27 protein-coding genes and 1 pseudogene are annotated in these 23,737 nt (G+C 59.3%); 9 read left to right on the top strand and 19 right to left on the bottom strand.

Going from position 1 to position 23,737, the window contains the following annotated elements:
- Positions 1-4 precede the first annotated feature (4 nt).
- Genes flhA through METH_RS19805 form a run of 4 tightly spaced genes read left to right on the top strand, consistent with a single transcriptional unit; the run spans position 5 to position 4,294 of the window.
- Positions 5-2,038 (top strand): flagellar biosynthesis protein FlhA, encoded by a 2,034-nt coding sequence (gene flhA, locus METH_RS19790; protein ID WP_425412314.1) that lies wholly within the window; start codon positions 5-7, stop codon positions 2,036-2,038.
- The gene (locus tag METH_RS19795) at positions 2,035-2,814 is read left to right on the top strand and encodes a flagellar biosynthetic protein FliR (protein WP_024092253.1); all 780 of its coding nucleotides are present in this window, start codon (positions 2,035-2,037) and stop codon (positions 2,812-2,814) included. Before flhA ends, METH_RS19795 begins: the two co-directional genes overlap by 4 nt.
- Entirely contained in the window at positions 2,811-3,899 is a 1,089-nt protein-coding gene (locus METH_RS19800; protein ID WP_024092254.1) for an EscU/YscU/HrcU family type III secretion system export apparatus switch protein, read from the top strand. The genes METH_RS19795 and METH_RS19800 overlap by 4 nt, the downstream gene beginning before the upstream one ends.
- On the top strand, positions 3,896-4,294 hold the full coding sequence (locus METH_RS19805; protein WP_024092255.1) for a hypothetical protein: 399 nt from the start codon (positions 3,896-3,898) through the stop codon (positions 4,292-4,294). Before METH_RS19800 ends, METH_RS19805 begins: the two co-directional genes overlap by 4 nt.
- 81 nt (positions 4,295-4,375) lie before the next feature.
- On the opposite strand, the gene METH_RS19810 is transcribed toward METH_RS19805, so the two are convergent.
- Genes METH_RS19810 through METH_RS19850 form a run of 9 tightly spaced genes read right to left on the bottom strand, consistent with a single transcriptional unit; the run spans position 4,376 to position 8,948 of the window.
- Positions 4,376-4,876 (bottom strand): flagellar basal body-associated FliL family protein, encoded by a 501-nt coding sequence (locus tag METH_RS19810; protein WP_024092256.1) that lies wholly within the window; start codon positions 4,874-4,876, stop codon positions 4,376-4,378.
- Between the two features lie 8 nt (positions 4,877-4,884).
- Entirely contained in the window at positions 4,885-5,625 is a 741-nt protein-coding gene (gene flgH / locus METH_RS19815; RefSeq protein WP_024092257.1) for a flagellar basal body L-ring protein FlgH, read from the bottom strand.
- Positions 5,625-6,047 carry a flagellar basal body P-ring formation chaperone FlgA gene (flgA, locus tag METH_RS19820; RefSeq protein WP_024092258.1) on the bottom strand — a complete coding sequence of 141 codons (423 nt, stop codon included), beginning with the start codon at positions 6,045-6,047 and terminating at the stop codon, positions 5,625-5,627. Before flgA ends, flgH begins: the two co-directional genes overlap by 1 nt.
- On the bottom strand, positions 6,047-6,832 hold the full coding sequence (gene flgG, locus METH_RS19825; RefSeq protein WP_024092259.1) for a flagellar basal-body rod protein FlgG: 786 nt from the start codon (positions 6,830-6,832) through the stop codon (positions 6,047-6,049). Before flgG ends, flgA begins: the two co-directional genes overlap by 1 nt.
- Before the next feature lie 10 nt (positions 6,833-6,842).
- Positions 6,843-7,559, bottom strand: coding sequence for a flagellar hook-basal body complex protein (locus tag METH_RS19830; protein ID WP_024092260.1), 717 nt, complete (start codon positions 7,557-7,559; stop codon positions 6,843-6,845).
- Entirely contained in the window at positions 7,559-7,831 is a 273-nt protein-coding gene (locus METH_RS19835; protein ID WP_024092261.1) for a flagellar biosynthetic protein FliQ, read from the bottom strand. Before METH_RS19835 ends, METH_RS19830 begins: the two co-directional genes overlap by 1 nt.
- 3 nt (positions 7,832-7,834) lie before the next feature.
- Positions 7,835-8,131: a flagellar hook-basal body complex protein FliE gene (fliE, locus tag METH_RS19840; RefSeq protein ID WP_024092262.1), complete on the bottom strand. Its 297-nt coding sequence runs from the start codon at positions 8,129-8,131 to the stop codon at positions 7,835-7,837.
- A gap of 22 nt (positions 8,132-8,153) precedes the next feature.
- Positions 8,154-8,546, bottom strand: a complete 393-nt coding sequence (flgC, locus tag METH_RS19845; RefSeq protein WP_024092263.1) for a flagellar basal body rod protein FlgC — start codon at positions 8,544-8,546, stop codon at positions 8,154-8,156.
- Positions 8,547-8,558: 12 nt separating this feature from the next.
- On the bottom strand, positions 8,559-8,948 hold the full coding sequence (locus METH_RS19850; protein ID WP_024092264.1) for a FlgB family protein: 390 nt from the start codon (positions 8,946-8,948) through the stop codon (positions 8,559-8,561).
- A gap of 88 nt (positions 8,949-9,036) precedes the next feature.
- On the opposite strand from METH_RS19850, the gene METH_RS19855 reads away from it, so the two are divergent.
- A complete protein-coding gene (locus METH_RS19855; RefSeq protein WP_024092265.1) occupies positions 9,037-10,365 on the top strand; it encodes a FliI/YscN family ATPase in 1,329 nt (442 codons plus the stop codon).
- Between the two features lie 110 nt (positions 10,366-10,475).
- Positions 10,476-11,518, top strand: a pseudogene (locus METH_RS23510) (IS5 family transposase); the annotation flags it as partial.
- Positions 11,519-11,673: 155 nt separating this feature from the next.
- On the opposite strand, the gene flbT reads toward METH_RS23510, so the two are convergent.
- The 5 genes from flbT to METH_RS19885 all read right to left on the bottom strand — a co-directional run bounded on the left by flbT (position 11,674) and on the right by METH_RS19885 (position 14,195).
- Entirely contained in the window at positions 11,674-12,078 is a 405-nt protein-coding gene (gene flbT / locus METH_RS19865) for a flagellar biosynthesis repressor FlbT (protein ID WP_024092268.1), read from the bottom strand.
- A 2-nt stretch (positions 12,079-12,080) separates the two neighbouring features.
- Positions 12,081-12,452 carry a flagellar biosynthesis regulator FlaF gene (gene flaF, locus METH_RS19870; RefSeq protein WP_024092269.1) on the bottom strand — a complete coding sequence of 124 codons (372 nt, stop codon included), beginning with the start codon at positions 12,450-12,452 and terminating at the stop codon, positions 12,081-12,083.
- A 77-nt stretch (positions 12,453-12,529) separates the two neighbouring features.
- The gene (locus METH_RS19875) at positions 12,530-13,348 is read right to left on the bottom strand and encodes a flagellin N-terminal helical domain-containing protein (protein WP_024092270.1); all 819 of its coding nucleotides are present in this window, start codon (positions 13,346-13,348) and stop codon (positions 12,530-12,532) included.
- 201 nt (positions 13,349-13,549) lie between these two features.
- Complete coding sequence (locus METH_RS19880) at positions 13,550-13,909, bottom strand: FlgN-like protein (RefSeq protein ID WP_024092271.1); 360 nt, start codon at positions 13,907-13,909, stop codon at positions 13,550-13,552.
- Positions 13,902-14,195 (bottom strand): rod-binding protein, encoded by a 294-nt coding sequence (locus tag METH_RS19885; RefSeq protein WP_024092272.1) that lies wholly within the window; start codon positions 14,193-14,195, stop codon positions 13,902-13,904. The genes METH_RS19880 and METH_RS19885 overlap by 8 nt, the downstream gene beginning before the upstream one ends.
- Before the next feature lie 128 nt (positions 14,196-14,323).
- On the opposite strand from METH_RS19885, the gene fliK reads away from it, so the two are divergent.
- The 3 genes from fliK (at position 14,324) to METH_RS19910 (ending at position 18,312) form a co-directional block, all read left to right on the top strand.
- On the top strand, positions 14,324-16,705 hold the full coding sequence (gene fliK / locus METH_RS23515) for a flagellar hook-length control protein FliK (protein WP_084013842.1): 2,382 nt from the start codon (positions 14,324-14,326) through the stop codon (positions 16,703-16,705).
- A gap of 4 nt (positions 16,706-16,709) precedes the next feature.
- Positions 16,710-17,387, top strand: a complete 678-nt coding sequence (locus METH_RS19905; protein WP_024092276.1) for a flagellar hook capping FlgD N-terminal domain-containing protein — start codon at positions 16,710-16,712, stop codon at positions 17,385-17,387.
- Positions 17,388-17,517: 130 nt separating this feature from the next.
- Positions 17,518-18,312 (top strand): phosphotransferase, encoded by a 795-nt coding sequence (locus tag METH_RS19910; protein WP_245602928.1) that lies wholly within the window; start codon positions 17,518-17,520, stop codon positions 18,310-18,312.
- Here the strand turns inward: METH_RS19910 and METH_RS19915 are convergent.
- From METH_RS19915 to METH_RS19935, 5 genes are all read right to left on the bottom strand, one after another.
- Complete coding sequence (locus tag METH_RS19915; RefSeq protein WP_024092278.1) at positions 18,285-19,604, bottom strand: NAD(P)/FAD-dependent oxidoreductase; 1,320 nt, start codon at positions 19,602-19,604, stop codon at positions 18,285-18,287. The genes METH_RS19910 and METH_RS19915 overlap by 28 nt on opposite strands.
- Positions 19,604-20,419, bottom strand: a complete 816-nt coding sequence (locus METH_RS19920; RefSeq protein ID WP_024092279.1) for an ABC transporter permease — start codon at positions 20,417-20,419, stop codon at positions 19,604-19,606. Before METH_RS19920 ends, METH_RS19915 begins: the two co-directional genes overlap by 1 nt.
- Positions 20,416-21,297: an ABC transporter permease subunit gene (locus METH_RS19925; protein WP_024092280.1), complete on the bottom strand. Its 882-nt coding sequence runs from the start codon at positions 21,295-21,297 to the stop codon at positions 20,416-20,418. The genes METH_RS19920 and METH_RS19925 overlap by 4 nt, the downstream gene beginning before the upstream one ends.
- Positions 21,297-22,424 carry an ABC transporter ATP-binding protein gene (locus METH_RS19930; RefSeq protein ID WP_024092281.1) on the bottom strand — a complete coding sequence of 376 codons (1,128 nt, stop codon included), beginning with the start codon at positions 22,422-22,424 and terminating at the stop codon, positions 21,297-21,299. The genes METH_RS19925 and METH_RS19930 overlap by 1 nt, the downstream gene beginning before the upstream one ends.
- A 118-nt stretch (positions 22,425-22,542) precedes the next feature.
- On the bottom strand, positions 22,543-23,631 hold the full coding sequence (locus METH_RS19935; protein ID WP_024092282.1) for a polyamine ABC transporter substrate-binding protein: 1,089 nt from the start codon (positions 23,629-23,631) through the stop codon (positions 22,543-22,545).
- Positions 23,632-23,737: the final 106 nt, after the last annotated feature.

The following is a 23,737-nucleotide window of genomic DNA, read 5'->3' on the forward strand; positions in this document are numbered from 1 at the left end:
GCTGATGGCAATCATTGTGATGATGATCCTGCCGATGCCGGCCTGGGTTCTTGATGTTGGTCTGGCGGCCTCCTTTGGGCTTGCCATCCTGATCTTTACCATCACCCTGTTCATCGAGCGGCCGCTGGATTTCTCCTCCTTCCCGACGGTTCTTCTGGCCTCGCTGATGCTTCGGCTGTCGTTGAATATATCCTCTACCAAGCTAATCATCGGCCAGGGGCATTCCGGCACCGACGCGGCCGGCAATGTGATCGAAGGTTTCGCCCAGTTTGTGATGGGGGGCAGCGTATTCCTGGGTCTGGTGGTGTTCGGGGTTCTGTTGATCGTCAATTTCATGGTGATCACCAAGGGGGCCGCCAGGATGGCCGAAGTGGGCGCCCGGTTTGCACTGGACGGAATGCCCGGCAAGCAGCTGGCGATTGACGCCGACATGTCGGCCGGTGCCATCGATCACCAGACCGCCAAGGAACGCCGTGAGCGTGATCAGCAGGAAACCACTTTCTTCGGCTCGCTTGACGGTGCTTCGAAGTTTGTCAAAGGCGACGCTATTGCCGGGCTTCTGATCACCTTGCTGAACTTGGTCATGGGGCTGATCATGGGCGTTCTGGTCCATGGCATGCCTGTTGGCAGCGCGTTTGAAACCTATGCCATCCTGACCGTGGGCGACGGACTGGTGTCGCAGATCCCATCTGTGATCATTTCTATTGCTGCGGCTCTGCTGCTGGCGCGCGGCGGCACCACCGGCGCCACCGATACCGCCCTGTTCGAGCAATTCGGACGCCATCCCGCCGCGCTGACAACTGTTGCCGTGCTGATGATCCTGTTTGCACTGGTTCCGGGTCTGCCGTTTCTGCCCTTCGTGACGGGTGGCAGCGTGCTGGGGTACGCAGCTTTCCGAATGGCGAAGAAAAAGCAGGATGACGCAGAGGCGGAGATCGAGGAAAAGATCGAAGAAGCTGCAGATCCCAATGCAAGCCGGCCGCTCGGAGATATTCTGGATCTGGATGACCTGCATCTGGAGTTTTCCCCGGATCTGGTCAGCATGGTACTTGATACCGGAACCGGGTTGGATGCGCGGATTGCCAACATGCGGTCCCATATTGCCACCACCTTTGGCCTGATCCTGCCGGAAATCCGGCTGACCGACCAGCACGATCTGGAAAGAGGCACCTATGTGGTCAAGGTGCAGGGGGTTGAGCAGGTGCGCGGCACTCTGCATCCAGACATGGTTTTGGCCTTGATGCCCGACAATCATGACGCGCTGCCGCCCGGCACCGATGTGACCGAGCCGGTATACGGCGCGCCGGCCCGCTGGATTTCTGCCAAGGCGCAGGAGCAGGCTGCCTTGGCCGGGGCTACCGTGGTCACCCCGCCGGAAATCCTGGCGACCCATCTGCTGGAGATCATCAAGCAGAATTTCTCCCGCCTTCTGACTCTCAAGTCGCTGCGCCGCCTGTTGGATGAAATGACGCAGCTTTCCGATGGCTTCCGGGCTGAGGCAAACCGCAAGCTTCTGGATGCGCTCGTGCCGGACAAGGTTCCGATGGATACACTTCATTCAGTGTTGCGTCTGCTGCTGGAGGAGCGGGTTTCCATCCGCAATATGCCGCTGATTTTGGAAGCGATCGCCGAAGCCCGGCTGCACACCAACCAGCCTGAACTGATCTGTGAACATGTGCGCCAGCGGCTGGGTTTCCAGCTGGTGGCCGAGATGAAACGCGAGGACGGGACCATTCCGTTGATTCAGCTGGCGCCGGAATGGGAAGATAAATTTTCGACGTATCAAGTGGACTCGCAGGGTGCCGGGCTGGACATTGCCTTGCCGCCCGACTTGTTCAATATGCTTGCGGACGGGCTGACCGAAAAGCTGTCGGCAATCACCGACCAAGGTGTGTTTGCCGCCGTAGTGACCTCGACCCGCCGCCGCCGTTATCTGAAGACCATTCTGAAATCGCGGGGCATCACCAACCCGGTCCTCTCCTTCGAAGAAATCGGTCTTGAGGCGCGGCCTGCCCTGGTTGGCATGGTGCAGGCATGAACCTGGACTTTCTGCCGCCGGAGCTTGTTGCGCTGCTGGGGGCAGGGTTCTGGCATGCTGCACTTGTTTTTCTGAGGGTGTCGGCCATGGTATCGGTGCTGCCTGCGGTGGGGGAGTTATATGTCCCCACCCGGGTCAAGCTTGCAGTTTCTGCGGCTTTTACTTTTGTGGTGGCGCCTGCTCTTCCGGCTCTCCCTGAACCGGATGGCGCTGTAGACTTTGCCCGGTTTGCTGCCGCCGAAGCGATCATTGGCCTGGCTCTGGGCATTGGCGTCCGGATCTTTGTTCTGGCATTGCAGACGGCTGGCACAATGGCGGCGCAAAGCACGTCGTTGTCACAGGTTCTGGGCGGCATCGGAGCAGAACCGATGCCGGCTCTGGGTGCCGTTCTGATGATTTCCGGCGTGACCCTTGCTGTCATGATGGGGCTGCATATCCGGGCGGCGGAACTGCTTATCGGCTCTTACCAGCTGTTTCCCGCTGGTCAGTTCCCCGCAGCGTCTGGGTTGACGGAATGGGGTGTGTACCGGGTTTCGCAAAGCTTTTCCCTGGCGTTTACCCTGGCGGCGCCCTTTGTCATTACAGCTGTCATCTACAATTTAGCCTTGGGTGTGATTAACCGGGCCATGCCGCAGCTGATGGTGGCAATGGTCGGTGCGCCGGCTATCACCTTCGGCGGTCTGTTCATCCTGATGGTTGGCAGTCCGATGATTCTGGATGTTTGGTCTGCGGCTCTGATGACCTTTATGTCGAACCCTGGAGGCGGAATGCCATGAGCGGTCAGGACGACGATTCAGACAAGTCATTCGAGCCGACGGAACAGAAGCTCCGCAAGGCCCGGGAGAAAGGCGAAGTTGCCAAATCCACGGATCTGTCCGTAGCCGCAGCATATCTGGGCCTGATCATCGCAGCCCATGCTGCCGGCAGCAGCAGCGTCGAGGGGATCGGCACCGCTCTGATGGCCTTTCTGGACCAGCCGGACAAGCTAGCGCCGCTGTTCTTCGATGGGCCCGCCGCAGCACCTGTCGGTGGTTTTATCGGAAGTTCCATCCGCCCTGTTCTGCCGTGGTTTCTGGTTCCCTTTGGGCTGGTGCTGCTGTCGATCGTCGGCCAGCGTGCGCTGGTTTTTGCGCCCAGCAAGCTGGAGCCGAAGCTGTCCCGTATTTCTTTCATCTCGGGGGCCAAGAACAAATTCGGCAGATCCGGTCTGTTCGAGTTCTTTAAAAGCTTTGTGAAGCTGGTGCTCTATTCGGTCTGCCTGGGCGTCTACCTGTCTTTCCGGTTGCCGGAGATGATCGCTTCTTCCGGTACCGGTCCGCAATCAGTTGTCCTGATGCTGACGCAGCTGGCGATGGAGTTTCTGTTTCTAGCGCTAGTCATCGCGCTGGCCATTGGTGTTGTGGACGCCGCGTTTCAACATGCTGAGCACCACCGCAAGAACATGATGTCCCGGAAAGAAATCCAGGACGAAATGAAAGAATCGGAAGGCGATCCCCATATGAAAGGCCAGCGCCGTCAGCGCGGCCAGCAGATCGCGATGGGGCAGATGATGGCTGATGTGCCCAAGGCCGACGTCGTGGTCGTCAACCCGACACACTATGCAGTGGCGCTGCAATGGAGCCGTGAGAAGGGATCCGCGCCGGTCTGCGTTGCCAAGGGCGTTGATGAAGTGGCCGCGGCAATCCGGCGTGTTGCCAATGAAAACGGTGTCCCGATTCACAGTGATCCGCCAACGGCGCGGGCTATGCATGCCACGATTGAGATCGGCGGTGAAATTCTGGAGGAGCATTACGCACCGGTGGCGGCGGCCATCCGGTTTGCCGAAGAGATGCGCAAGCGTGCAAAAGGAAAAATCACATGAAGCAGAAAATGCTGGATCAGATGGCGGCTGTGACCGCCGCGCAGTATATGCAGGAACATGCGAAGATACAGCCGGCGCTGGCCAGGGAGGCGCAGCTCCGCGGCCAGCTGGCCAAGCTGAACAGCCAGGTGCAGGCCGCCCGGGCACAGGCGGACGGCGATCACACAATGAAGGCCTTAGGAGCAGATCTGTTGTGGCAAGGCTGGCATAGCCGCACCAGGCGCCAGTTGAACCTGGAGCTGGCGCAGGCCACGGCGCAAAAGTTGCGGATGATGGATCAGCTGCGCAAAGCTTTTGGGCGCAAACACGCGGTGGAAACCATGGCAGGGTCCGAACGCAAGCGGCGCAAGGCGGATCAGGCAAAGGCCTTTATGGAGCGGCTTCTGGACGGCTGAGAAAACCTGAGCACGGCGCAAACAAAAAGGCCGCTCCCGTGCAGGAGCGGCCTTACCTTTGCTGGATCTGCTGTATGCCGGTCAGACGTCCTGCCGCGATATTTCCATGATCAAAACGTCATAGACGCCTTTGCCGAGATGTTTCTTTGCCGCTTCGCGCAGCGCTGTACGCAGGGGCTCCAGCACATCTGAGCGGGTGAACGCCCCGCGGAAACCGCCCATATTGGCATGGTCGAAGAGAACTTGCAGGAAAACATCCCGCAACTTGGGTGCGTAGGAATGCACCTTTTCGGCAATGTCTTTCTTGACCTCAAGGCTGAGCGAGATCACCACCAAGGATGTCATCTGGTCGCGTTCCACAATCGGGACCACAAACTGGTCGCCGACTTTGATGTATTCGCGCTGGTTCTCTTCGCTTTCTTCGGCGGCGGTTTCCACTTTGGCCTCTTTCGGGGCTGGGACGGCCTTGCCGTCGGCAGCAGCTTTATGTTCCTCAGGCGGAGGCGCCAGCATGATGCCGGCGCCAATGCCGCCCCCGGTCCCGATGATCAGCAGGATGACTGGAAGGAGTTTGGAAAACATATCAACCCTCAGAACGGCAGAATGGCGTCGAGCAGCTGCTGGCCGTAACGCGGCTGCTGAACATCGGTGATCTGGCCACGGCCGCCATAGGACACACGGGCCGAGGCGATCTTGTCATAGGTGATCTCGTTCTGGCGGCTGATGTCCTGCGGCCGGACATAGCCGGTCACCAAGAGCTCGCGCAGTTCGAAATTCACCCGCAGTTCCTGGGTGCCGCTGATTGCCAGAACGCCGTTGGGCAGAACGTCGACAACAGTCGCCGCAACCCGCAGTTCCAGCTTTTCGCTGCGCTTGACGGATCCCTTGCCACCCGCAGAGCTGGAGCTGCCCAGTTCCACGGCTTCGGCAGAGCTGGCGCCTTCCGGCAGTTTTCTGTCCAGACGCTGCGGCAGGCCCAGAAGTTGCGGCATGTTCAGGCTTTCGGACCCCGAACGTGAGCGCTGGGTGTCGTTGGAAATCTCTGCCTCTTCATCGATCTCGATCACCACGGTCAGAATATCGCCGCGCTTGATCGCGCGGCGGTCGCCCAGCAGCGATTGCTGCGAGCCGCTCCACAGCGATGCGCCGTCAACAGTGCGCCGGTTCTGTGTCTGCGCAGGCAGCCCTTGGTACAGCATCGCAACATGTTCGGAGCTTTCATTGGACGGGGTGAAGGAGGGAGGCTTGCCCATATGATCCATCCGGCCGCAGGCACCCAGCAGAGCAAGCCCGAAGAGCAGCGGTTTGACGGGGAAAAGTTTCTTGTTCATCAGTTTACCTCAACGGAACCGTCTGCCGCGATCCGCCCGGTGACGGTGGTGCGGGAATTAAGATTCATGACCCGGACGGCCTCACCAGCGGCACCGCGCCCCAGGGCGCGGCCTTCGGCCGCTATGGTCAGCCCCCCCTGGCGGAAGGTCAAAGTGACCAGATCGTTGCGTTCTATAATGGCCGGCGGGCCGATATCGCCGGCCCGCAAGGGCCGACCAGCGTACAAGGCGACGCGCGCCTCTTGACCGACAACCGCTGCCGGGTTTGACAGTGCGCCAAGGATCTCGCCTTTCTTCAGGGCCAGGTCTTCGGCATTGACGATCGCCTTTGCGCGGATGGTGCGCAGCGGGATCAGATATTCCGCCCAGACAGGCGGTGCGCACAGGGCGGCGGCGGTCAGACAGGCAAGAGCAAGTTTCATCAGCGCACCTGTGTCGTTGCACCCATCATCTGGTCGACAGCCGAGATGACCTTGGCATTCATTTCATAGCCGCGCTGGGCTTCGATCAATTCAGTGACCTCGCGCACCGCGTCCACCGAACTGGCTTCCAAATAGCCCTGACGCAGGGTGCCGAGCCCGTCTTCGCCGGCCGTGGACACAGTGGCAGCGCCTGAAGCTTCCGTCTCGGTGAACAGATTGCTGCCGATCGCTTCCAGGCCCTTGGGGTTGGTAAAACCCGCCAGAGTGAACTGTCCCAGCAGCTGACCTGCCGAGGTTTCAGCAAAGTAGCCGTAAACTTCGCCCTCAGCGTTGATGGAGATGCTGGTGGCATCATCGGGAATGGTCACTTCCGGCGACACCGCGAAACCGTCCGATGTCACGATCAGCCCCTCTGCCGAGCGTTTCAACGCGCCGTCGCGGGTATAGGCGGTCTGGCCAGACGGCAGTGTGACTTCAAGATAGCCCTTGCCGTCGATGGCGAGATCCAAGTCATTGTTGGTCTGCTGCAGCGCACCTTGCGCCAGATGCACCGAGACGGCGGCGGGGCGCACACCCAGACCCACCTGGACCCCGGTCGGCAGCACAGTGCCATCCGACGCGTTGACGGTGCCGGCCCGCGAGATCTGCTGATAGTGCAGATCGGCAAACTCGGCGCGCCGGGCGTTGTAGGCAGTGGTGTTCATATTGGCGAGGTTGTTGGAGATAGTCTCCACCCGCAATTGCTGAGCGCTCATGCCGGTCGCTGCGATTTTCAAGGCACGCATCTGGATTCTCCTAGGTCTTGATCAGGTTTTTGATGGCATTGCGGATGCGTTCGTCTTCCGCCTGCAGAAAGTTTTGGCCCATTTCATAGGCGCGCTGGACTTCGATCATCCGGGTCACTTCGGAAATCGCATTCACGTTGGAACCTTCGAGAAAGCCTTGCAGCACCTTCGCGTCAAAATTGTCCTCAATCTCGCCGTCGACGCGGAACATCACACCGTCCTCACGCACCAGCGTGTGCTGCTCCATCGGTTTGAACAGACCAAGCTGTCCCAGCAGCCGCCCGTTTGCGCTGAGCGAGCCATCCGCCCCGACTTCGATCTTGCCGGCATCCGGCGGAACAAAGACCGGCGCGCGGCCGGCATCCAGCACCCGGTATCCGTCCATGGTCACAAGGTCGCCATCGGCATTGGGAGAAAAGGCGCCGGATCGGGTCAGCCGTTCGCCTTGCGGTGTTTCCACCATGAAGAAGGCGTCGCCCTCGATCGCAAAGTCGAAAGTGCCGCCGGTTTTGGTCAGCTGGCCCTGCTCCATCGAGGTATTGAAGATATTCGCACGCGACATCGACAGCGACTGCTGGCCGGGCGAGGACTGCACAAATTCCGAGAAGATCAGGCCCTCCTGGCGGTAACCGGTGGTGGCCGAGTTCGCGATATTGTTGGCAATGACGCGCATCTCCCGCATCAGGCCCGTTTGGCGTGACAAAGTTGCGTAGCCTGCATTTTCCATTATGAGCCTCCGGCAATCATCGGAATAACGTGGCCGTGGAAGAAGGCCACCAGCGTTTGTGTCATGAAGCCCATTGTCATCCAGAACACGACCAGGATTGCTGTCAGCTTGGGCACGAAGGTCAGGGTCATTTCCTGCACCGACGTCAGAGCCTGAAACAGGCCGATGGCCAGACCGACAACCAGTGCGACAACCAGGATCGGCGTCGACATGGTGACGGCGGCCCACAGTGCCTGGCGCAGCGTGTCATAGAAGAGGCTTTCGCTCATCATGGCTTAAACCGGCATCCTCAGGATTTCCTGGTAAGCTTCGACGACTTTGTTTCGCACCGTCACTGCGGTTTCGACTGCCAGTTCGGTCTGCGCCAGGGCCTGCACCAAAGCGTGCGGGTCGGCGTTTGAGGTCATCGCCTGCATTGAGACCTGTTCACTTTGCTGCAGAGTCGCCGCGAAATTCTCGAAGCTCTCTTTCAGGCGGCCGCCTGCGCCGGGTCCTGCATGTTCGGGATCGGCTTTGGTGGCAGGACGGGCAGCGGCATAGCCGGTTGCGGCGGAAAGACTGCGAATATCCATTCTGGATCTCCAAATGTTTTGGTTAACGTCTTAATAGGTCCATGAGTGAAGCGGACATCGTGCGTGTCTGCTCGAACATCTTCAGGTTGGCTTCATAGCTGCGCTGGGCTTCACGGGCGTCCGCAATCTCGATCATCAGATCGACATTGGAACCGTCGTAATGCCCGCTTTCATCAGCCATCGGGTGCGAAGGGTCGTAAACTTCCTCCAGATCGCTGCGGTCCAGTGTGACCCGGCCGGTGCGCACATGCTCCACGTCCGTCTGCAGCTCGCGCACAGCTTCAAACGGCACGGTCTTGCGCCGGTACCCCGGTGTATCAGCGTTGGAGATGTTTTCGGACACATGGCGCAGGCGCGAGGCTTGCGCCTTGAGACCGCTGGCAGTGACGGAAAGGGCTCTGGAAAATTCACTCATCTCTCATCCTCCTTAAGCTTTGCCAAGGCTTGCGCGCAGGATGTTCATCGAGGATTTGTAGATGGCCAGGGCCCGCTTGTGCTGCCGGGAAACTTCGACACCTTTCAGCAGTTCTGTTTCGACAGACACTGAGTTGTCATTAGGATCGCTGCCGTCCTCGCTTGAGGTGACAGCCCAGTCCATTCCACCATCGGCGGTGCCGTTCAGATGGCTGGCGCGGGTTGCCATCATGCTGCTCGGGCGGGCCCCGGCAGCAAAGACGTCCTTGAATGGCTTGATATCCTTGGCGTGGTAACCGGGCGTATCGGCGTTGGCGATATTCTGGGACACCAATGCCTGGCGCTTGCCGGCATGGACCGCCATGGAATGAGCAATTTTGAATACGTTCAGTTCTGTGAACACCAGGGCTTCTCCCTTGATCGATTTCAATCAAGGCTTAACCCCGATTCCTTTAGAAATTGTTTGCAGGACATAAATGGAGGCCGCTGCAATGAAAGCAGAGCTGCAAGCACTGACCCGTCAAATAGCCGGAAAACGACTGGCAACGCAGATGGGCAGGGTGACCGCGATCTCTGGCGGGGAAATCGAAGTCAGCGGGTTGGCTGCTGCCGCGCGGATCGGTGACCGGCTGGTGCTGCGGCGCGGCCCGCAGGATGAGTTGCATGGCGAGGTTCTGAAAATTAATGGAACTAATATCAGTATGTTGCCTGACAGGGCACCTGATGGTGCCGCGGTTGGCGACCCGGTGGTGCTGCGCCCTTCGCCGGAGTTTTTGCCCAGCGATCATTGGATCGGCAGGGTGATCGATCCTTTCGGCGAGCCGCTGGATGGCCGCCCGATGCTGCCGGGGGCCGTGCCCCGGGATCTGATGGCGTCTCCGCCCAAAGCCGCCGGCAGGCGGCCGATGGGGGAGCGATTGGCGACGGGACAGGCCGTATTGAACACGATTCTCCCTATTGTGCGCGGCCAAAGGGTGGGTCTTTTCGCGGGCTCCGGCGTCGGAAAATCGTCGCTGCTGGCAAAGCTGGCCAAAAGCATGGAAGCGGATGTAGTGGTCATGGCGCTGATCGGGGAACGCGGCCGGGAGGTGAACCACTTTGTCGAACAGGTCCTGGGCCCCGATGGCATGCGCCGGGCGGTTGTGGTGGCGGCCACGTCGGATCAGTCCGCGCTGGTCCGGCGCCGCTGCGCCTGGGCCGCCATGACAGTGGCCGAGCATTTCCGCGATCAAGGCAAGAATGTTCTGTTCCTGGCCGATTCGGTTACCCGCTTCGCCGAGGCGCACCGGGAAATTTCGGCGGCCTCGGGCGAAGCGCCTGCACTGCGCGGATATCCACCATCCGTAACGCCGCTGATCACCGGTCTGTGCGAACGGGCTGGGCCTGGTGCAGACGGGCAGGGAGATATCACCGCCGTGTTCAGCGTTCTGGTGGCTGGTTCAGACATGGACGAACCGATTGCGGATATTCTTCGCGGTGTTCTGGATGGTCATATTGTGCTGAACCGGGAAATCGCCGAACGCGGCAGATTCCCGGCGATTGACGTTTCACGCTCAGTATCACGCAGCCTGCCTGCTGCGGCCACAGACGATGAAAACGCGGCAATTCAGGATGTGCGCAAGTTTTTGGGCGCTTATGAACAGTCGGAAGTGATGATCAGGGCCGGTCTCTATGCCGAGGGGAATGATGCGGTGCTGGACAAGGCTGTGAAACTTTGGCCAGAGCTGGACGGCTTCTTTGGCCGCGAAGATCCGGAAGGGATCACCAGCAGTTTCAACCGGCTGCTTCTTTTGCTGCGTCGCGCCAAGGCCGGACGGTGACCCGGTAATTTTCAAGAATACAAGAACAAAACAGGCTTCTTCGGGGTGACTTTGTTGCACAACCTCTGGCGGGAAATCACTGGAAGTATTCAGTATGATAGCCGCGAGGGATGAGCAGTTGGATCCCGGCGAAATACAAGACTGCGCACTGGCCGGCTTGCAATGATGGGCTGAACCGGCGTGGATCGTTGGCGATCTGGTTTGATCCCGGGATGACATGGCAGCCACAGCCGACCTGCCAGCGCGGTCGACCGCAGCAGATCAGCGATGCAGACCCGTCTGACTATGAAAGTCCTGATCGGCATGCCATTGCGCGAGAGAGCCAGGTTCGCCGAAGGCCTGTTGCAGCTGGCCGGGCGGGATTAGGCGGTGCCGGATTTCAGCACGCTGTGCCGTCCCGCGGCCAGGCAGGCGATCTGCATGGCAAATCTGCCGAGAGAGGCCAAAGAACGTTGAACGTGAACCTTCTGTATCGTGGCGGCACCGTCCTGTTGCCCCTTCTTATTGATAGCACAGGCATAAAATCCGAGGGCGAAGGCGAATGGAGTGAGGCGGATAAGCAAACAGCACAGGGTGCTGTTTCCCGGTGAACGCGCAAGCATGGCGGCCCCAAACGCCGCATTTGGCGCAATACACATATAGGGATCGACGAGGAAACGCTGGAGGCGTGCGCGATCGAAGCCACGGCCAGCAATGCCGCTGAAGCTCCCATGCTGCCAGAGCTGCTGGGCCAAATCCCACCCGGCCAAAACATCGGATCAGTGACGCCCCCTCTCGTGCATGTAAACTTGCACTGCCGGGCAGTGGACGGGGCCTATGGCACCCGAAAATGCCTCGGCGCGGTCGTGTCTCGTAGCGCCCATGCCGTCATTCCGCCGCGCAATAACGCCAAGCCCTGGTAGGCGGCAAGTCCGGGCGCCATCGCCCACAACGAGGCGGTTTATGTCTCGGAATGCCTTGGACAAGCCTTGCGGCAGCGATGGAGGGGATACCAGCGCCGAAGCCCTGTCGAAACGAAGATGCATTGTGTGAAGCTTCTGGGGCAAGTCTCATGGCAAGAGACTGTGATCGGCAGGTTGCGGAAATTCACCTCCGCTTTGCCGTGCTCTGCCGCTACACCGCACCTGGAATGCCTGTCACAGAGGCGGTGGAGATATCCGTCCGGGGAAAGCGCATCTGCGATCAGAACCCGATTTATGCAACAAAGCCGCTTGCGTCCCGTATAATGCTTCGAGCTGCTTTTCAGGTACAGCCTGACGGAACTTCCAGCCCGCAAGTCGTGAGGCAGGCTGGAGAAGCTGGATGCGACTAGGACGGTCTGACCGCAAACAGCCTGTCCTCGCGCGGCAGCAGGGTGCGCAGCGCCTTCAGGCAGCGGTAGTGGTTATTGCTGATCAGTGCCTCTGTTGCCTCGGCAATGGAGGCGCGGCTGTCCGGATCGGTAAAGACCTGGCTCAGCTCTTCGATCCGGCGCAGCATTGGCAGGCGCTCTTCTTCGGGATCGGCGTCACCGGACAGAATCAGCTGCGCGGCATAGCACACCCGGCGCACCGGCGTATTGGCTTCTTCCGGATGGATCGCATCGCGCAGCCGCAGGATGTTGGCATCGGGGGTGACAATGGACAGGCGGCTGCGGCGGTCGCCGTTTTCAATCACCGCGCCATTTACAAGGACACGCTCCTTGGGGGCAAGTTTCAGGACAAGTCCGGTCATATTCAGGAAGCTCCGCCACGGAGGCCACGCATAATGGCCGTGTTAATTTCCACCAGCGGCCGGACATCGGCCTTGCGCTGAAGCACTTTGCTGGTGTGCTGTCGTGTGAATTCTGCGAGGTAAAACAGGTTTTCCTTCAAATCGGCGGGCAGTGGATTGTCCTTTGAGGCCAGATCGCTCACAAAAATCGTCCAGAGCTTTCGGTTCTTTGTCAGCGCGCTCGTTAGCTCCGGAAACCCGTCCCGGCCTTTTTGCGCGGTCAGAACCAATTGCCGAGTGACACGGGCTATAGCTTCGTATTCTAGGTTCTTAGCTGTCCGGGTCGGGGCCTGTGCCGCCGAATAGGCACTCTTCGCCTTTAGAAGGGCATTCACGTGTTTTCCTAACGTATTATTCTTCAGATTCTCTGAGAGGAAAGACCGGGGCGCGCAGGGCGCCCCGGATCAGGCTGTTAACGGAACAGCTGCTGCAGGGTCGACGGCGACTGGTTCGCAATGGTCAGCGACTGCACGGCCAGCTGCTGCTGGGTCTGCAGCGCCTTTAGGCGGGCGGATGCCTCTTCCATGTTGGTATCGGTCATTGCACTGATACCATTTTTCAGCGAGTCGGTCAGCTTGCTGACAAATTCGCTCTGGTCCGAGATTCGTGCCAAAGACGAGCCCAGCGCAGCTGCAGCAGTGACACCATCGTCGATTAGACCGTCGATTTCGCCAAGTGCGGTTGCTGCAGTGGTTGCATCAGTGATGTCGGTCAGCTGAGAGTCGAATGTGGCGGTTTCGAAGTCGATTCGATCTACCGAAATGGTGGTAGAGCCGTCTTCCGACGCGGCAATGGTCAGGCTGGTCGCAGTGCCGTCGATAGTTGCCTTGAGCAAATTGGCACCATTGAACTCAGCGGTCTCGATAATTGCTTCGATCTGGTCCATCTTGTGGCCGATGTCATCCTGAATCGCAGCGTGGTCAGCAGTCTCAGAAGTCCCCCCGATGATCAGCTCTTTAACTTCCTTGAGCTTTTCAACGATCTGTTCTGCTGCGGAAGCACCTACGCTGACAGTGGCTTCGCCAAAGGCCAGATTGTCAGACACGGCTTCGTAAGCCTGCACGTCAGATTCCAGGCTTTTGGAGATCGACCACACTGCAGAGTTGTCTCTGGCAGAGCCGACTTCCTTACCGGTCGAGATCTGGTTCTGGGTTTCTTCCAGGTTGTCATTCACCGAACGCAGAGTCTGCAGAGCAACCATTGCGCCGTTGTTGGTCAGAATGCTGGTCATAGCTTTTTCCTTTAGCTGAGGGCGCTTTGGCCCCAATATTACTTGCCCCGAGGGGCGCTGTGTGACGTCTTTCTGACTGTGCGTTCCGCTGTCCGGCTTCCGCGCCACCCTTCATGAGGTGCAAGGCGACATTGGCGCAGAAGTTGCTAAGGGAGTGCTAATGCTGGAATTTGATTTCCTAGAATTTTCCCCAAATTGCACTCAGGCCCGCTTCTCCAGTTTGCCGCTGCCACGGGCGTCATAACGGGCCCGCTTGCCGGCCTGGTCGTAGACATCCAATCCCTTGCGGATGCGGCGGGTCTCCGCCATTCGGGCGGCGACGGCACGTATACCGTCCATGGCGCTGTCCAGAAGCTGCTGGTTCCGCGACACCTTGGCCTGCACTTGCTCGAGCGACTCACGTTCAAGCTCTGACACGGAATTCAGCTTGCCGATGACTTTCTCTTTCCTGGCAAGAAGATCTTCCAGCTTGCCAAGGTCGCCGGACATCAGCGCCTTGCGCTCGCGGTCCAGTATCTGATCAAGCTCATCAATGAGCTGCTGAGGTTTCGGTTCACTCATCTTGGGTCTCCTTTAATGCGTGATAAAGTGATTCAGCCAAACCGATCCCGCCAGAGCGGGCGATCTGCGTTGCCTGTTCGCGGATCAGAAAACTGGAAAACTGTTCTTCTCCTGCGCCGCCGCCGAAGCCTTCGCTGGCTTCACCGAGCCCTGCGGACTTCAGCATTTCTGCAAGGAAGGAGGCTTCGAGCTCAATTGCGGCCTCGCGAAGGGGATCGCTGATTGCTGGACGCACCGGAGTGGCTGCAGGTATGGCCTGAAGCGGGTTTGGCAAAAGATCTGACATGTCCGGTTCTCCGGTTGAAAGTCGCATTCCATCGATTTTTCTAAGACTGCGCAGGAACCGGTTAAAATTGCCGTAACCGCTTTGGGGTATATCTGTCCGGGTCGAGATAGAATGTCTGGAAAACGATCATGAATATGAACTTGCTTCTTGGATTGGAAGCCGGCTCTGCCGGTAAGCCCCCATCCGCCTCTCCGGATGGGGCTAAGAAATCCAACACTTCCAAAGACTTCTCAGACTTTATGTCTGCTCAATCCGACCCTGGTGAACCGGTGGAGGAACGGCCATCAGCCGAGAGCGAATCAGCTGAGGCCGAAGTTGATCCCCGGTTGCGGGAGAGTATGGTTGAGGACGGCAAGAAAATCCCAGGCACACGCGTGGAGACGGGGCAGAATGGACCCGCTGAAAAAAGCCGGGGCGTACCGCTTCAGGCAAGCCTGGGCACACCCATTGAACCGGAGCCGGATGCATTTGCGCAGAACAGCCAGTACGCCTCCGATGAGCGAATTCAAAGTGTACCATCATCGGAAACCTCTGGGGCAAAAATGGTAGTTTCCGGAGCCGAAATGGCTTCCGGGTTCCAAAAAACCGAAGCGCAAGCGGTTTCTGGGTTTCAGAAGACCGATGCGGAAATAGCTTCCGGGTTTCAAAAATCCGAAGCGGAAGCGGCTTCTGGGTTTCAGAAAACCGATGCGGAAATAGCGCCCGAGTTTCAAAAACCCGAAGCGGAAGCGGCTTCTGGGTTTCAGAAAACCGATGCGGAAATAGCTTCCGAGTTTCAAAAACCCGAAGCGGAAGCGGCTTCTGGGTTTCAGAAAACCGATGCGGAAATAGCTTTCGGGTTTCAAAAACCCGAAGCGGAAGCGGCTTCTGGGTTTCAGAAAACCGATGTGGAAATAGCGCCCGAGTTTCAAAAACCCGAAGCGGAAGCGGCTTCTGAATTTCAGAAAACCGATGCGGAAATAGCTTCCAGGTTGCAGAAAGCTGGAGATACGGCCGCAGAACAGGGCGGTGCCGCGGGGGGCAATGATATTTCCCGCCACAGCGGCAGGTCCGCAACCGGAGAGGGGATTGAGGCACAGGCTGCAGAGCAGTGGAGTGGACTGCCGGTTGCGGGGGATTCTGGCGCGGACACAGGTGTTAAAACCGAAGCCGCGACACCTGGCGACGAAACCGAGCAGCCAAATGCTAAGTCAAAGGCGGACCCCATTGCAAATCCCACTGAACAGGTTGCGGGCGGCAAAGCGGGGGAAGCGGTTCGCCAGGGCCCGGGAGTTGCAGGCAACCTGCAACTTTCTGAGAAGGCCGGGCGTGCTGGAAGCGCAGAGAAAACGTCGTCTACGATACAAACGCCAGCACAGGCAGCTGCAGACAGGTCGGCAGCTGTGCCAGGGAACGCAGCCACAAAGCTGCAGGAGGGGGATATTGAACACGGGGCCCGCATGGCTGATGTCAGGGTCGCCGGCGATCGGCGCCCAAATACTGCCCGCGCATCGTCTGAAACTGCCGCTCAAGCGGCTTTGCCAGCCGTTGAAAAGGTTCAGGTTGAACGGGCACAGGCCAGCGACAACTCTGACCAAAGCAATAACGGAAAATCAATCAGCGCGGCGCAATCCAGATCTTCCGAAACTGGTTCAAGCATCCATGCGGCGCTTCAATCTGTTGGCGGAAAATCTGACGGCACAGCAAAGGCGGGCCATCCGGTTTCGCAAGGAGGAAGTCCTGGCATTACAGTCAGCCAGGCTGCTGTTAAATCGCCCGGGCTGAAAAGCGACCAGAGTTCTTCATCCGTTTTGAACGGAAATGGAATGCAGGTGAAAGCGGACCCAGCCGGAATTGCGAGCCCCTTAGCGGACCCCTTTAGAGGCAGTGAGGCCCGGACGGTTGCATTGCCTGCAGCGCCGCAGCCCCTTCAGACGGCAGCTGCTCAGCTGCAGCCTTTGCTGGCCGGCGGGATGACCGCCGGAAAAACGGCGGCAGAGCTGTTGTCTGGAACCGATGAAGCGCTGGCCGGCACATTGGGCTTAACCAGCGAAACGCCCGGTTTGACGCAACTCCTTACCGAAGCCTCGATCGGCACACACGGGGCGCACCGGCCCGAAGCACCGCGCATGATTGCGGCCCAGATGGCCGAGGCCTTTGCAGCCAAAGGCGAGCAAAAGGTTGAGGTGAGTTTGAACCCTCAGGAGTTAGGCCAAGTGAAAATGCGCGTGGTGGCCAGCGAAACGGGAATCACCATGATCATCCAGACGGAACGTCCGGAAACCGGAGATTTGATGCGCCGGCACATCCATGAACTGGCGGAGGAGTTCCGCCGGATGGGATATGAAGACATCTCCTTTGAATTCAGCGGCGGACAGGCCGGTGCCGGTCATCCCGGAGACGATGCAGACGGCGGTTCCGGCCTGTCCGGCGGAACAGCAGAGACGCGCGGTTCTGATGCAACGGACGCCGGCGACGCAGCAACACAAAACCTCCGGCTCGGAGCAGCCGGCGTGGATATGAGGGTCTGATCACATGACAACAGCAGTTACATCCGCAGGTGCCGCCGCAGGGCAATCCAATCCGCTGACGCCATCGTCGCAGAGAGCTTCCGGCCTGACATCCGACTTTGAAACTTTCGTGAAGATGCTGACCGCGCAGGCAAGGCATCAGGATCCTCTGGAACCGATGGATTCGACAGAATATGCGGCTCAGCTCGCGCAATTCTCGATGGTCGAGCAACAGACCAAGAGCAACAACCTGCTGGAAGGGCTGCAATCACAGCTTGGCTTGGCCAATATGGCTGCACTTTCAGGCTGGGTCGGTATGGAAGTCCGGGCCGTGGCCCCCGGCTACTTTGATGGCAGCAATCAAATTACTGTTTCGCCTAACCCGGCTGCTGCCGCGGATTCTGTGACGCTGGTCGTGCAGAACGAAAACGGCACCGAAGTGCAGCGCGTTGCCCTGCCGGTCTCGGCTGAGCCCTATCAGTGGACCGGTCTGGATGATGACGGCAACCCAATTGAGGCGGGGGAATACGCCTTTGTGATCGAAAGCAGGAAAGGCGACGAGCTGGTGCTGCAGGAGTATGCCGAAATCTATTTCAAGGTGAACGAAACCCGGATGCAGGGCGGCGAAGTGGGATTGATCACTGAAGGCGGTTCCGTGGTTCTGGCCTCGACGGTGAACGCGCTTCGCGACCCTGATGCCTGATCCTGAGGTATGCGCAGGCGGAAAAACTGTCTAAGAACAGGGCGGCATAACACCGGAGACCGCCCTGCAACCGCTTTCTGATCAGTTCGAACCCCGCTTTTTTGCGCATTTGTCGGCCTTAGGGCTGCATGTGCCTGGTCCCCGGCGGCTGGCTGGCGGGCGGTCCAATCATGTCTGGCGGGCCGGCGCGCTGGTGATCAAGCTTTTTTCAGCCGAGGGCGCCAACCCGTTGTTTGCCAATGATCCGGCCCGCGAGGTTGCTGTTCTGACGGCGTTGTCCGGCACCGGTATGGTGCCGCCGCTGGTCCAGACTGGTGAGTTTGAAGGCAGGAAGTGGCTGGGCTATGCGCATGTTAACGGCAGTCCATGGAGGCAGGACACCGGCCATGTGGCGCAGCTGTTGGGGCGATTGCATGATCTGGCGCCCCCGCCGGGCCTGCCTTTTGGCGTGAATGGCAGCGCGGCGCTGGAACAGCAAACCGTTGAAATTCTGAAAAACTGCCGCGATCGCAATCGGCTGGCGGCGCTCCGCCCGCTGGGCCGGATCCCGCCGCTGCCTCAGCTGGTGCTTATTCACGGCGATCCTGTGCCTGGCAACCTGCTGGCGCATGACGGCACTCTGACGCTGATTGATTGGCAATGCCCGCAAATCGGCGACCCGGCAGAGGATCTGGCTTTGTTCCTGTCGCCTGCGATGCAGCTGATGTACCGGGGCGCGCCACTGTCCAAGGCTGAAGAAGACGCCTTTCTGCGAGCCTATCCGGATCCGCGGATCGCGGGAAGGGCATTGGCGCTGAAGCCCTGGTTCCATTGGCGCATGGCAGCCTATTGCCAGTGGCGGGCCGAACGCGGCGGAACGCAGGACCAGCAGGCCTTGCGGCTGGAACGCTCGGCGCTTCAGTCCATCAGGCCCAGAACCGCATAGGCCGGCGGCATCAGCATCCGGCGGGCACGGCCAAAAGGAAAGCGTGACATTTTCTGCACTATGGGTGAGTAGGGCAGCGTCGGCCCACGCCCCTGTACAAGATCACTTAGCAGCCGTCCGGCATAACTGCCCATCGCCACACCATTGCCGTGATAGCACAGTCCCGCAAACATGCCGGGGCGCTCCGGTACCGGGCCAATGAAGGGGACAAGGTTGCGCGACAGGCAAACCATGCCTGACCAGAAATGAGTGGTTTCCACATCATGCCAGGCCGGGAATATCGCCTCAAAGTCCTGCCGCAGCTTACGGCGTATCCCCGCTTCGGCCCGGGGGGAGGCCAGCAGCCCGCCGCGCATTCCGAACAGGAACCGGTTGTCCGGCATCAGCCGGAAATAGTGCAGCAGATTGCGGGTGTCATAGGCCATCTGATGCGAAAACCAGCCCTGCGCGTCCAGTTCCGCCCGGGTCAGCGGCCGGGTCACCATAACAGTGGATTGCGCAGGCATGTAACGCCCTGCGAGCCAGCCCGGCAGGTCCTCCGAGGAATATCCATTGGTCGCGATAATGACTTTGGCTGCGCTTAGAATCCCTTGGTCAGTCTCTATTACATAACCCCTGCCTGCCTGCTGTACCGACTGCGCCGCGCTGCGCTGGTACAACCGGGCACCAGCATTCTGCGCGGCCTTGGCAAGCCCGAACAGGTATTTGCGCGGGTTAAGCGCAAAACCTACAGGTGTTGTCAACGCTGCATGAAAACGGCCATTCAGCCCCTTGCCGGCAAGCTGATCGCGGGTCAGGAAATCCGGTTCTCCTCCAGCCCGGCGGAGTTTCTCGGCTTCTGCCTGCAGGCGGCGCGCCGCCTTTTCTGTATGCGCCAACTGGGTTTCGCCATTTGAATGGGTGTCGGCATCGATACCATGGGACTGCAGCAGGCCGCGGACTAGATGCACCGCGGCCTCCTCGCCGGCGTGATACGTATCAGCCGCAGATTTGCCAAAGACCCGCCGCATCGTGCCGCCTGACAGCTTTGAACCGCCCAAACAGCAGAAGCCGCCATTGCGCCCCGACGCGCCCCAACCCGGCGTTTCTGCCTCCAGCACCGCAACGGACAGGCCGCTTTCTGCCAGATGCAGAGCGGCTGACATGCCGGTGAATCCGCCGCCGATGACAGCAACGTCGGCGGATTTCCCGCCCTGCAGCACCGGCCAGTCCGGTGCTGCAATGGTCTCGTCCCACCAGCAGTTCGTGCGGGGGCCGGGTCCGTAGGCGTAGCTGGAGAAAATCCTGCGCATCAGGCGCGCTCCGCAGCCTGTTCCTCTCGCTTCTGGCGGACCATCTGATGCTTGGTCACCAGCGAAGCAGTGATCACCCCCACGGTTACGATTGCGATCATGATTGTCGACAGCGCGTTGATCTCCGGGCTGACGCCCAGGCGCACGGCCGAGAAAATCTTGATCGGCAGGGTAGTTGCCGAGGGGCCGGAGGTGAATGAGGCAATCACCAGATCATCCAGCGACAGGGTGAAGGCCAAGAGCCAGCCGGAAATCACTGCGGGCGCGATGATTGGCAGGGTCACCAGCCGGAACGCTTCCGCCGGGGAGCAGCCCAAATCCAGCGCAGCTTCCTCCAGCGACCGGTCAAAAGTCACCAAACGTGACGACACCACTACCGAGACATAGCACATCGAGAATGTGGTATGGGCCAGCACGATTGTCAGCACGCCGCGGTCTAGCCCGATGCCGATGAACAGCAAGAGCAGCGACAGGCCGGTGATGACTTCGGGCATCACCAGCGGCGCATAGATCATCCCCGAGAACAGCGTCCGCCCCATGAACCGCCCGCCGCGCACCATCACATAGGCGGCGATGGTGCCCAGCACGGTGGCCATGGTGGAGGAGAAAACCGCCACCTTGATGGTGACCCAGGCGGCGTTCAGGAACGCCTCGTTCTGAAACAACTCGCCGTACCACTTGGTCGAGAACCCGGCCCAGACGGTGACCAGTTTGCTTTCGTTAAAGCTGAAGATGACCAGGATCACCATCGGGATGTAGAGGAAAGCAAAGCCAAGGGTCAGTGATACGGCGTTAAACCAGCTTAGGCGCTTCATTGGCCTGCCTCCTGCTGTTTCTGCTGGTTGCGCTGGAACAGCACAATCGGGATCACAAGTAGCAGCAGCAGAACCACCGCCACAGCTGAGGCCACCGGCCAGTCGCGGTTGGAGAAGAACTCCTCCCACAGAACCTTGCCGATCATCAGCGTGTCCGAGCCGCCCAGAAGCGAGGGAATGACGAATTCGCCCAGCACCGGGATAAAAACCAGAAAGCAGCCGGCAATGATGCCGGTCTTGGACAAGGGAATGGTCACCAGCCAGAACGCCGACAGACGCGAACAGCCGAGATCTTCGGCGGCTTCGATCAATGAGCCGTCCAGCCGTTCCAGCGCCGAATAAACCGGCAGGATCATGAAGGGCAGATAAGTGTAGACGATACCGATATAGACGGCGGAGTTGGTATTGAGGATTGTCAGCGGTTCGGAGATCACCCCGGTCCACATAAGGAACTGATTGAGAAACCCTTCGTTCGACAGGATCCCCATCCACGCATAGACGCGGATCAGAAACGACGTCCAGAACGGCAGGATCACCAGCATCATCAGGGTCGGCCGCCATTCCGCTGGCGCGCGCGCCATGGCATAGGCGATCGGGTACCCCGCCAGCAGGGTGAAAAAGGTTGAGATAAGCGCGATTTTCAGCGAGCTGAGATAGGCCTTCCAGTACAGGTCATCTTCGGTCAGCCAGATGAAATTTTCAAAATCGAGCGCCGCGATCAGGGCCCTGAGACCGTTTTCCGGATCAAATTTCGGTACATAGGGCGGGATCGAAACCGCGTAATCCGACAGGGAGATTTTAAAGACGATGGCAAAAGGCACCAGGAACAGCGCCAAGAGCCAGACATAAGGAATGGCGATCAGAACAAAGCGGCGCATCAGTCTGCCAGCAGAACGCCTGCCGTGGCGGTCCATGACAGCCAGACAGTGTCTTCCCAGGTAAAGGCGCGGCGGGCGATTCGGCGGGTGTTGGCGGTTTGGGCCTTGATCACCGCGCCGGTCGGCAGTTCCACATGGTAGGTGGAGATATTGCCCAGATAAGCGATATCCAGGATGCGGCCTTGAACGGCATTGTCCGCCTGTTCGGGTTTTTCGGCGCTGATCGCGACCTTCTCCGGCCGAATTGCCAGCTGACAATTCTGCCCATCGGACAGAGCATTGGGGGACTGCACGGTCAGCGGCGCATGGCCTTCGTGCCAGGACATCGCGTAGGTGTCGCTGCCAGTGAGTTTGGCCGTGCCTGCGATCAGGTTCACGTCGCCAATGAAATCAGCCACATAGACGGAATTCGGGGTTTCATAGATCCGGTCTGGCGTGGCCACCTGAATGATCTTGCCGTGATCCATCACCGCCACGCGGGAGGCGACTGTCATGGCCTCCTCCTGGTCGTGGGTCACGATCACAAAGGTGGTGCCGGTCTTCTCCTGAATATCCATCAGCTCAAACTGGGTTTCCTGACGCAATTTCTTGTCCAGCGCCCCCAGCGGCTCATCGAGCAGAAGAAGTTTCGGATGTTTCGCCAGCGACCGCGCCAAGGCGACCCTCTGCCGCTGGCCGCCGGAGATTTGATGCGGTTTGCGGCGGGCAAATTTCTCCAGGCGTGTCAGCCGCAGCATCTCGTCGACGCGGTCGTTGATGTCGTGCTTGGGCATTTTCTCGCGCTTCAGGCCAAAGGCGATGTTTTCCCAGACCGAAAGATGCGGGAACAGCGCGTAGGACTGGAACATCATGTTCACGGCGCGTTTGTTCGGCGGCACCGGCGCAATATCCTGCCCGGCCAGAAGGATGGTGCCCTCAGACGGGGTTTCAAACCCGGCCAGCATGCGCATCAGCGTGGTCTTGCCGCAGCCCGACGGGCCCAGCAGGGCATAGAACTCTTTTTCGTAGATGCCGATGGTCAAATCGTCGATGGCGGTGAAATCGCCATAACGTTTGGTGACGTTCTGAAAGTGGATCAAGGGCTTCGCCTCGGGATCATTCCAAGGTTCGAATACGGAAGCAGTCAAGCCGGGCCTCTTCTGCGAATGCTCGCACGGATGTATGGGTGGGGGCGCGCGCGGGACCGCCCAGGCGCGTCAGGAATTGCGGGGCGTCGGATGCGCCCCGCAAGTCAGGTCCAGCTGGTCAGGTGCCGGATTTGATTTTGGTCCACATGCGGGTGGCTTTGCGCTGCACTTTCGGCGGGTAGCCTTCCTTGATATACAGGTTCTTAACGGTCTCGGCGCCGGGATAGATTGCCGGATCGCCGATCACATCCTGTTCCAGGAACTCCTGGCTCGCCTTGTTGCCGTTGGCGTAATAGACATAGTTGGATGCCGCCGCCATGTTGTGCGCGTCCATGATGAAATTCAGGAATTTATGGGCACCTTCGGGGTTCGGGGCGTCGACCGGAATTGCCATCTGGTCGAACCACATCAGCGCGCCTTCCTTGGGAGCGTTGAATTCGATCTCAACGCCATTGTCCGCTTCGGCCGCACGGTCACGGGCCTGCAGAATGTCGCCGGACCAGCCGAAGGCCACGCAGATATCGCCATTTGCGAGCGCATTGATGTACTCGGAGCTGTGGAACTTGGTGATATGGGGCCGGACGCCCAGAAGCACCGGCTCGGCTTTAGCCACAACGTCCGGGTCCGCGCTGTTGGGATCTTCACCGATGTACTGCAAGGCCGCCGGGATCATTTCGTCCGGTGCGTCCAGGAAATGCACACCGCAGCGGGCCAATTTTTCCATGTTTTCCGGGTTGAAAACCAGTTCCAGAGAGTCGATCGGGGCATCTTCTCCCAGCACTTCCTTGACCTTGCTGACATTCACGCCGATGCCGGTGGTGCCCCACATGTAGTTGACTGAATAGGCGTTCCCGGGATCATAACGGGCGGTCCGCTCCTGGATCGCATCCCACAGGTTTTCCGAATTGGGCAGCTTGGAGAAGTCGAGCTGCTGGAAAGCGCCTGCCTGGATCTGGCGCGCCAGGAAGGAGCCGGTGGGCACCACCACATCGTAGCCTGAGCCGCCTGCCAGCATCTTGGTTTCCAGAACCTCGTTGCTGTCGAATACGTCATAGATCAGGTCGATGCCGGTTTCCTGCTCGAACTTTTCCAGCAGGCTCTCATCAATGTAGTCCGACCAATTGTAGACGCGCACCTCCTCCGCAGTAGCGGCGGCGGCCGTGCCAAGGGCAACGACGGCGGTCATGGTCATCGTTTTCAGTGTCATGAATTTCTCCCTGTGCATGCCGGCTTCCGGGTCCGGCTGTGGAAGGATTTGATCAAGTTTTGTCGCGTTCGGCAAGACTCTTTGTGTTTTCACTTGGCTCAGGATG

The organism is Leisingera methylohalidivorans DSM 14336 (genome assembly GCF_000511355.1).
GTDB classification, from domain to species: Bacteria; Pseudomonadota; Alphaproteobacteria; order Rhodobacterales; family Rhodobacteraceae; genus Leisingera; species Leisingera methylohalidivorans.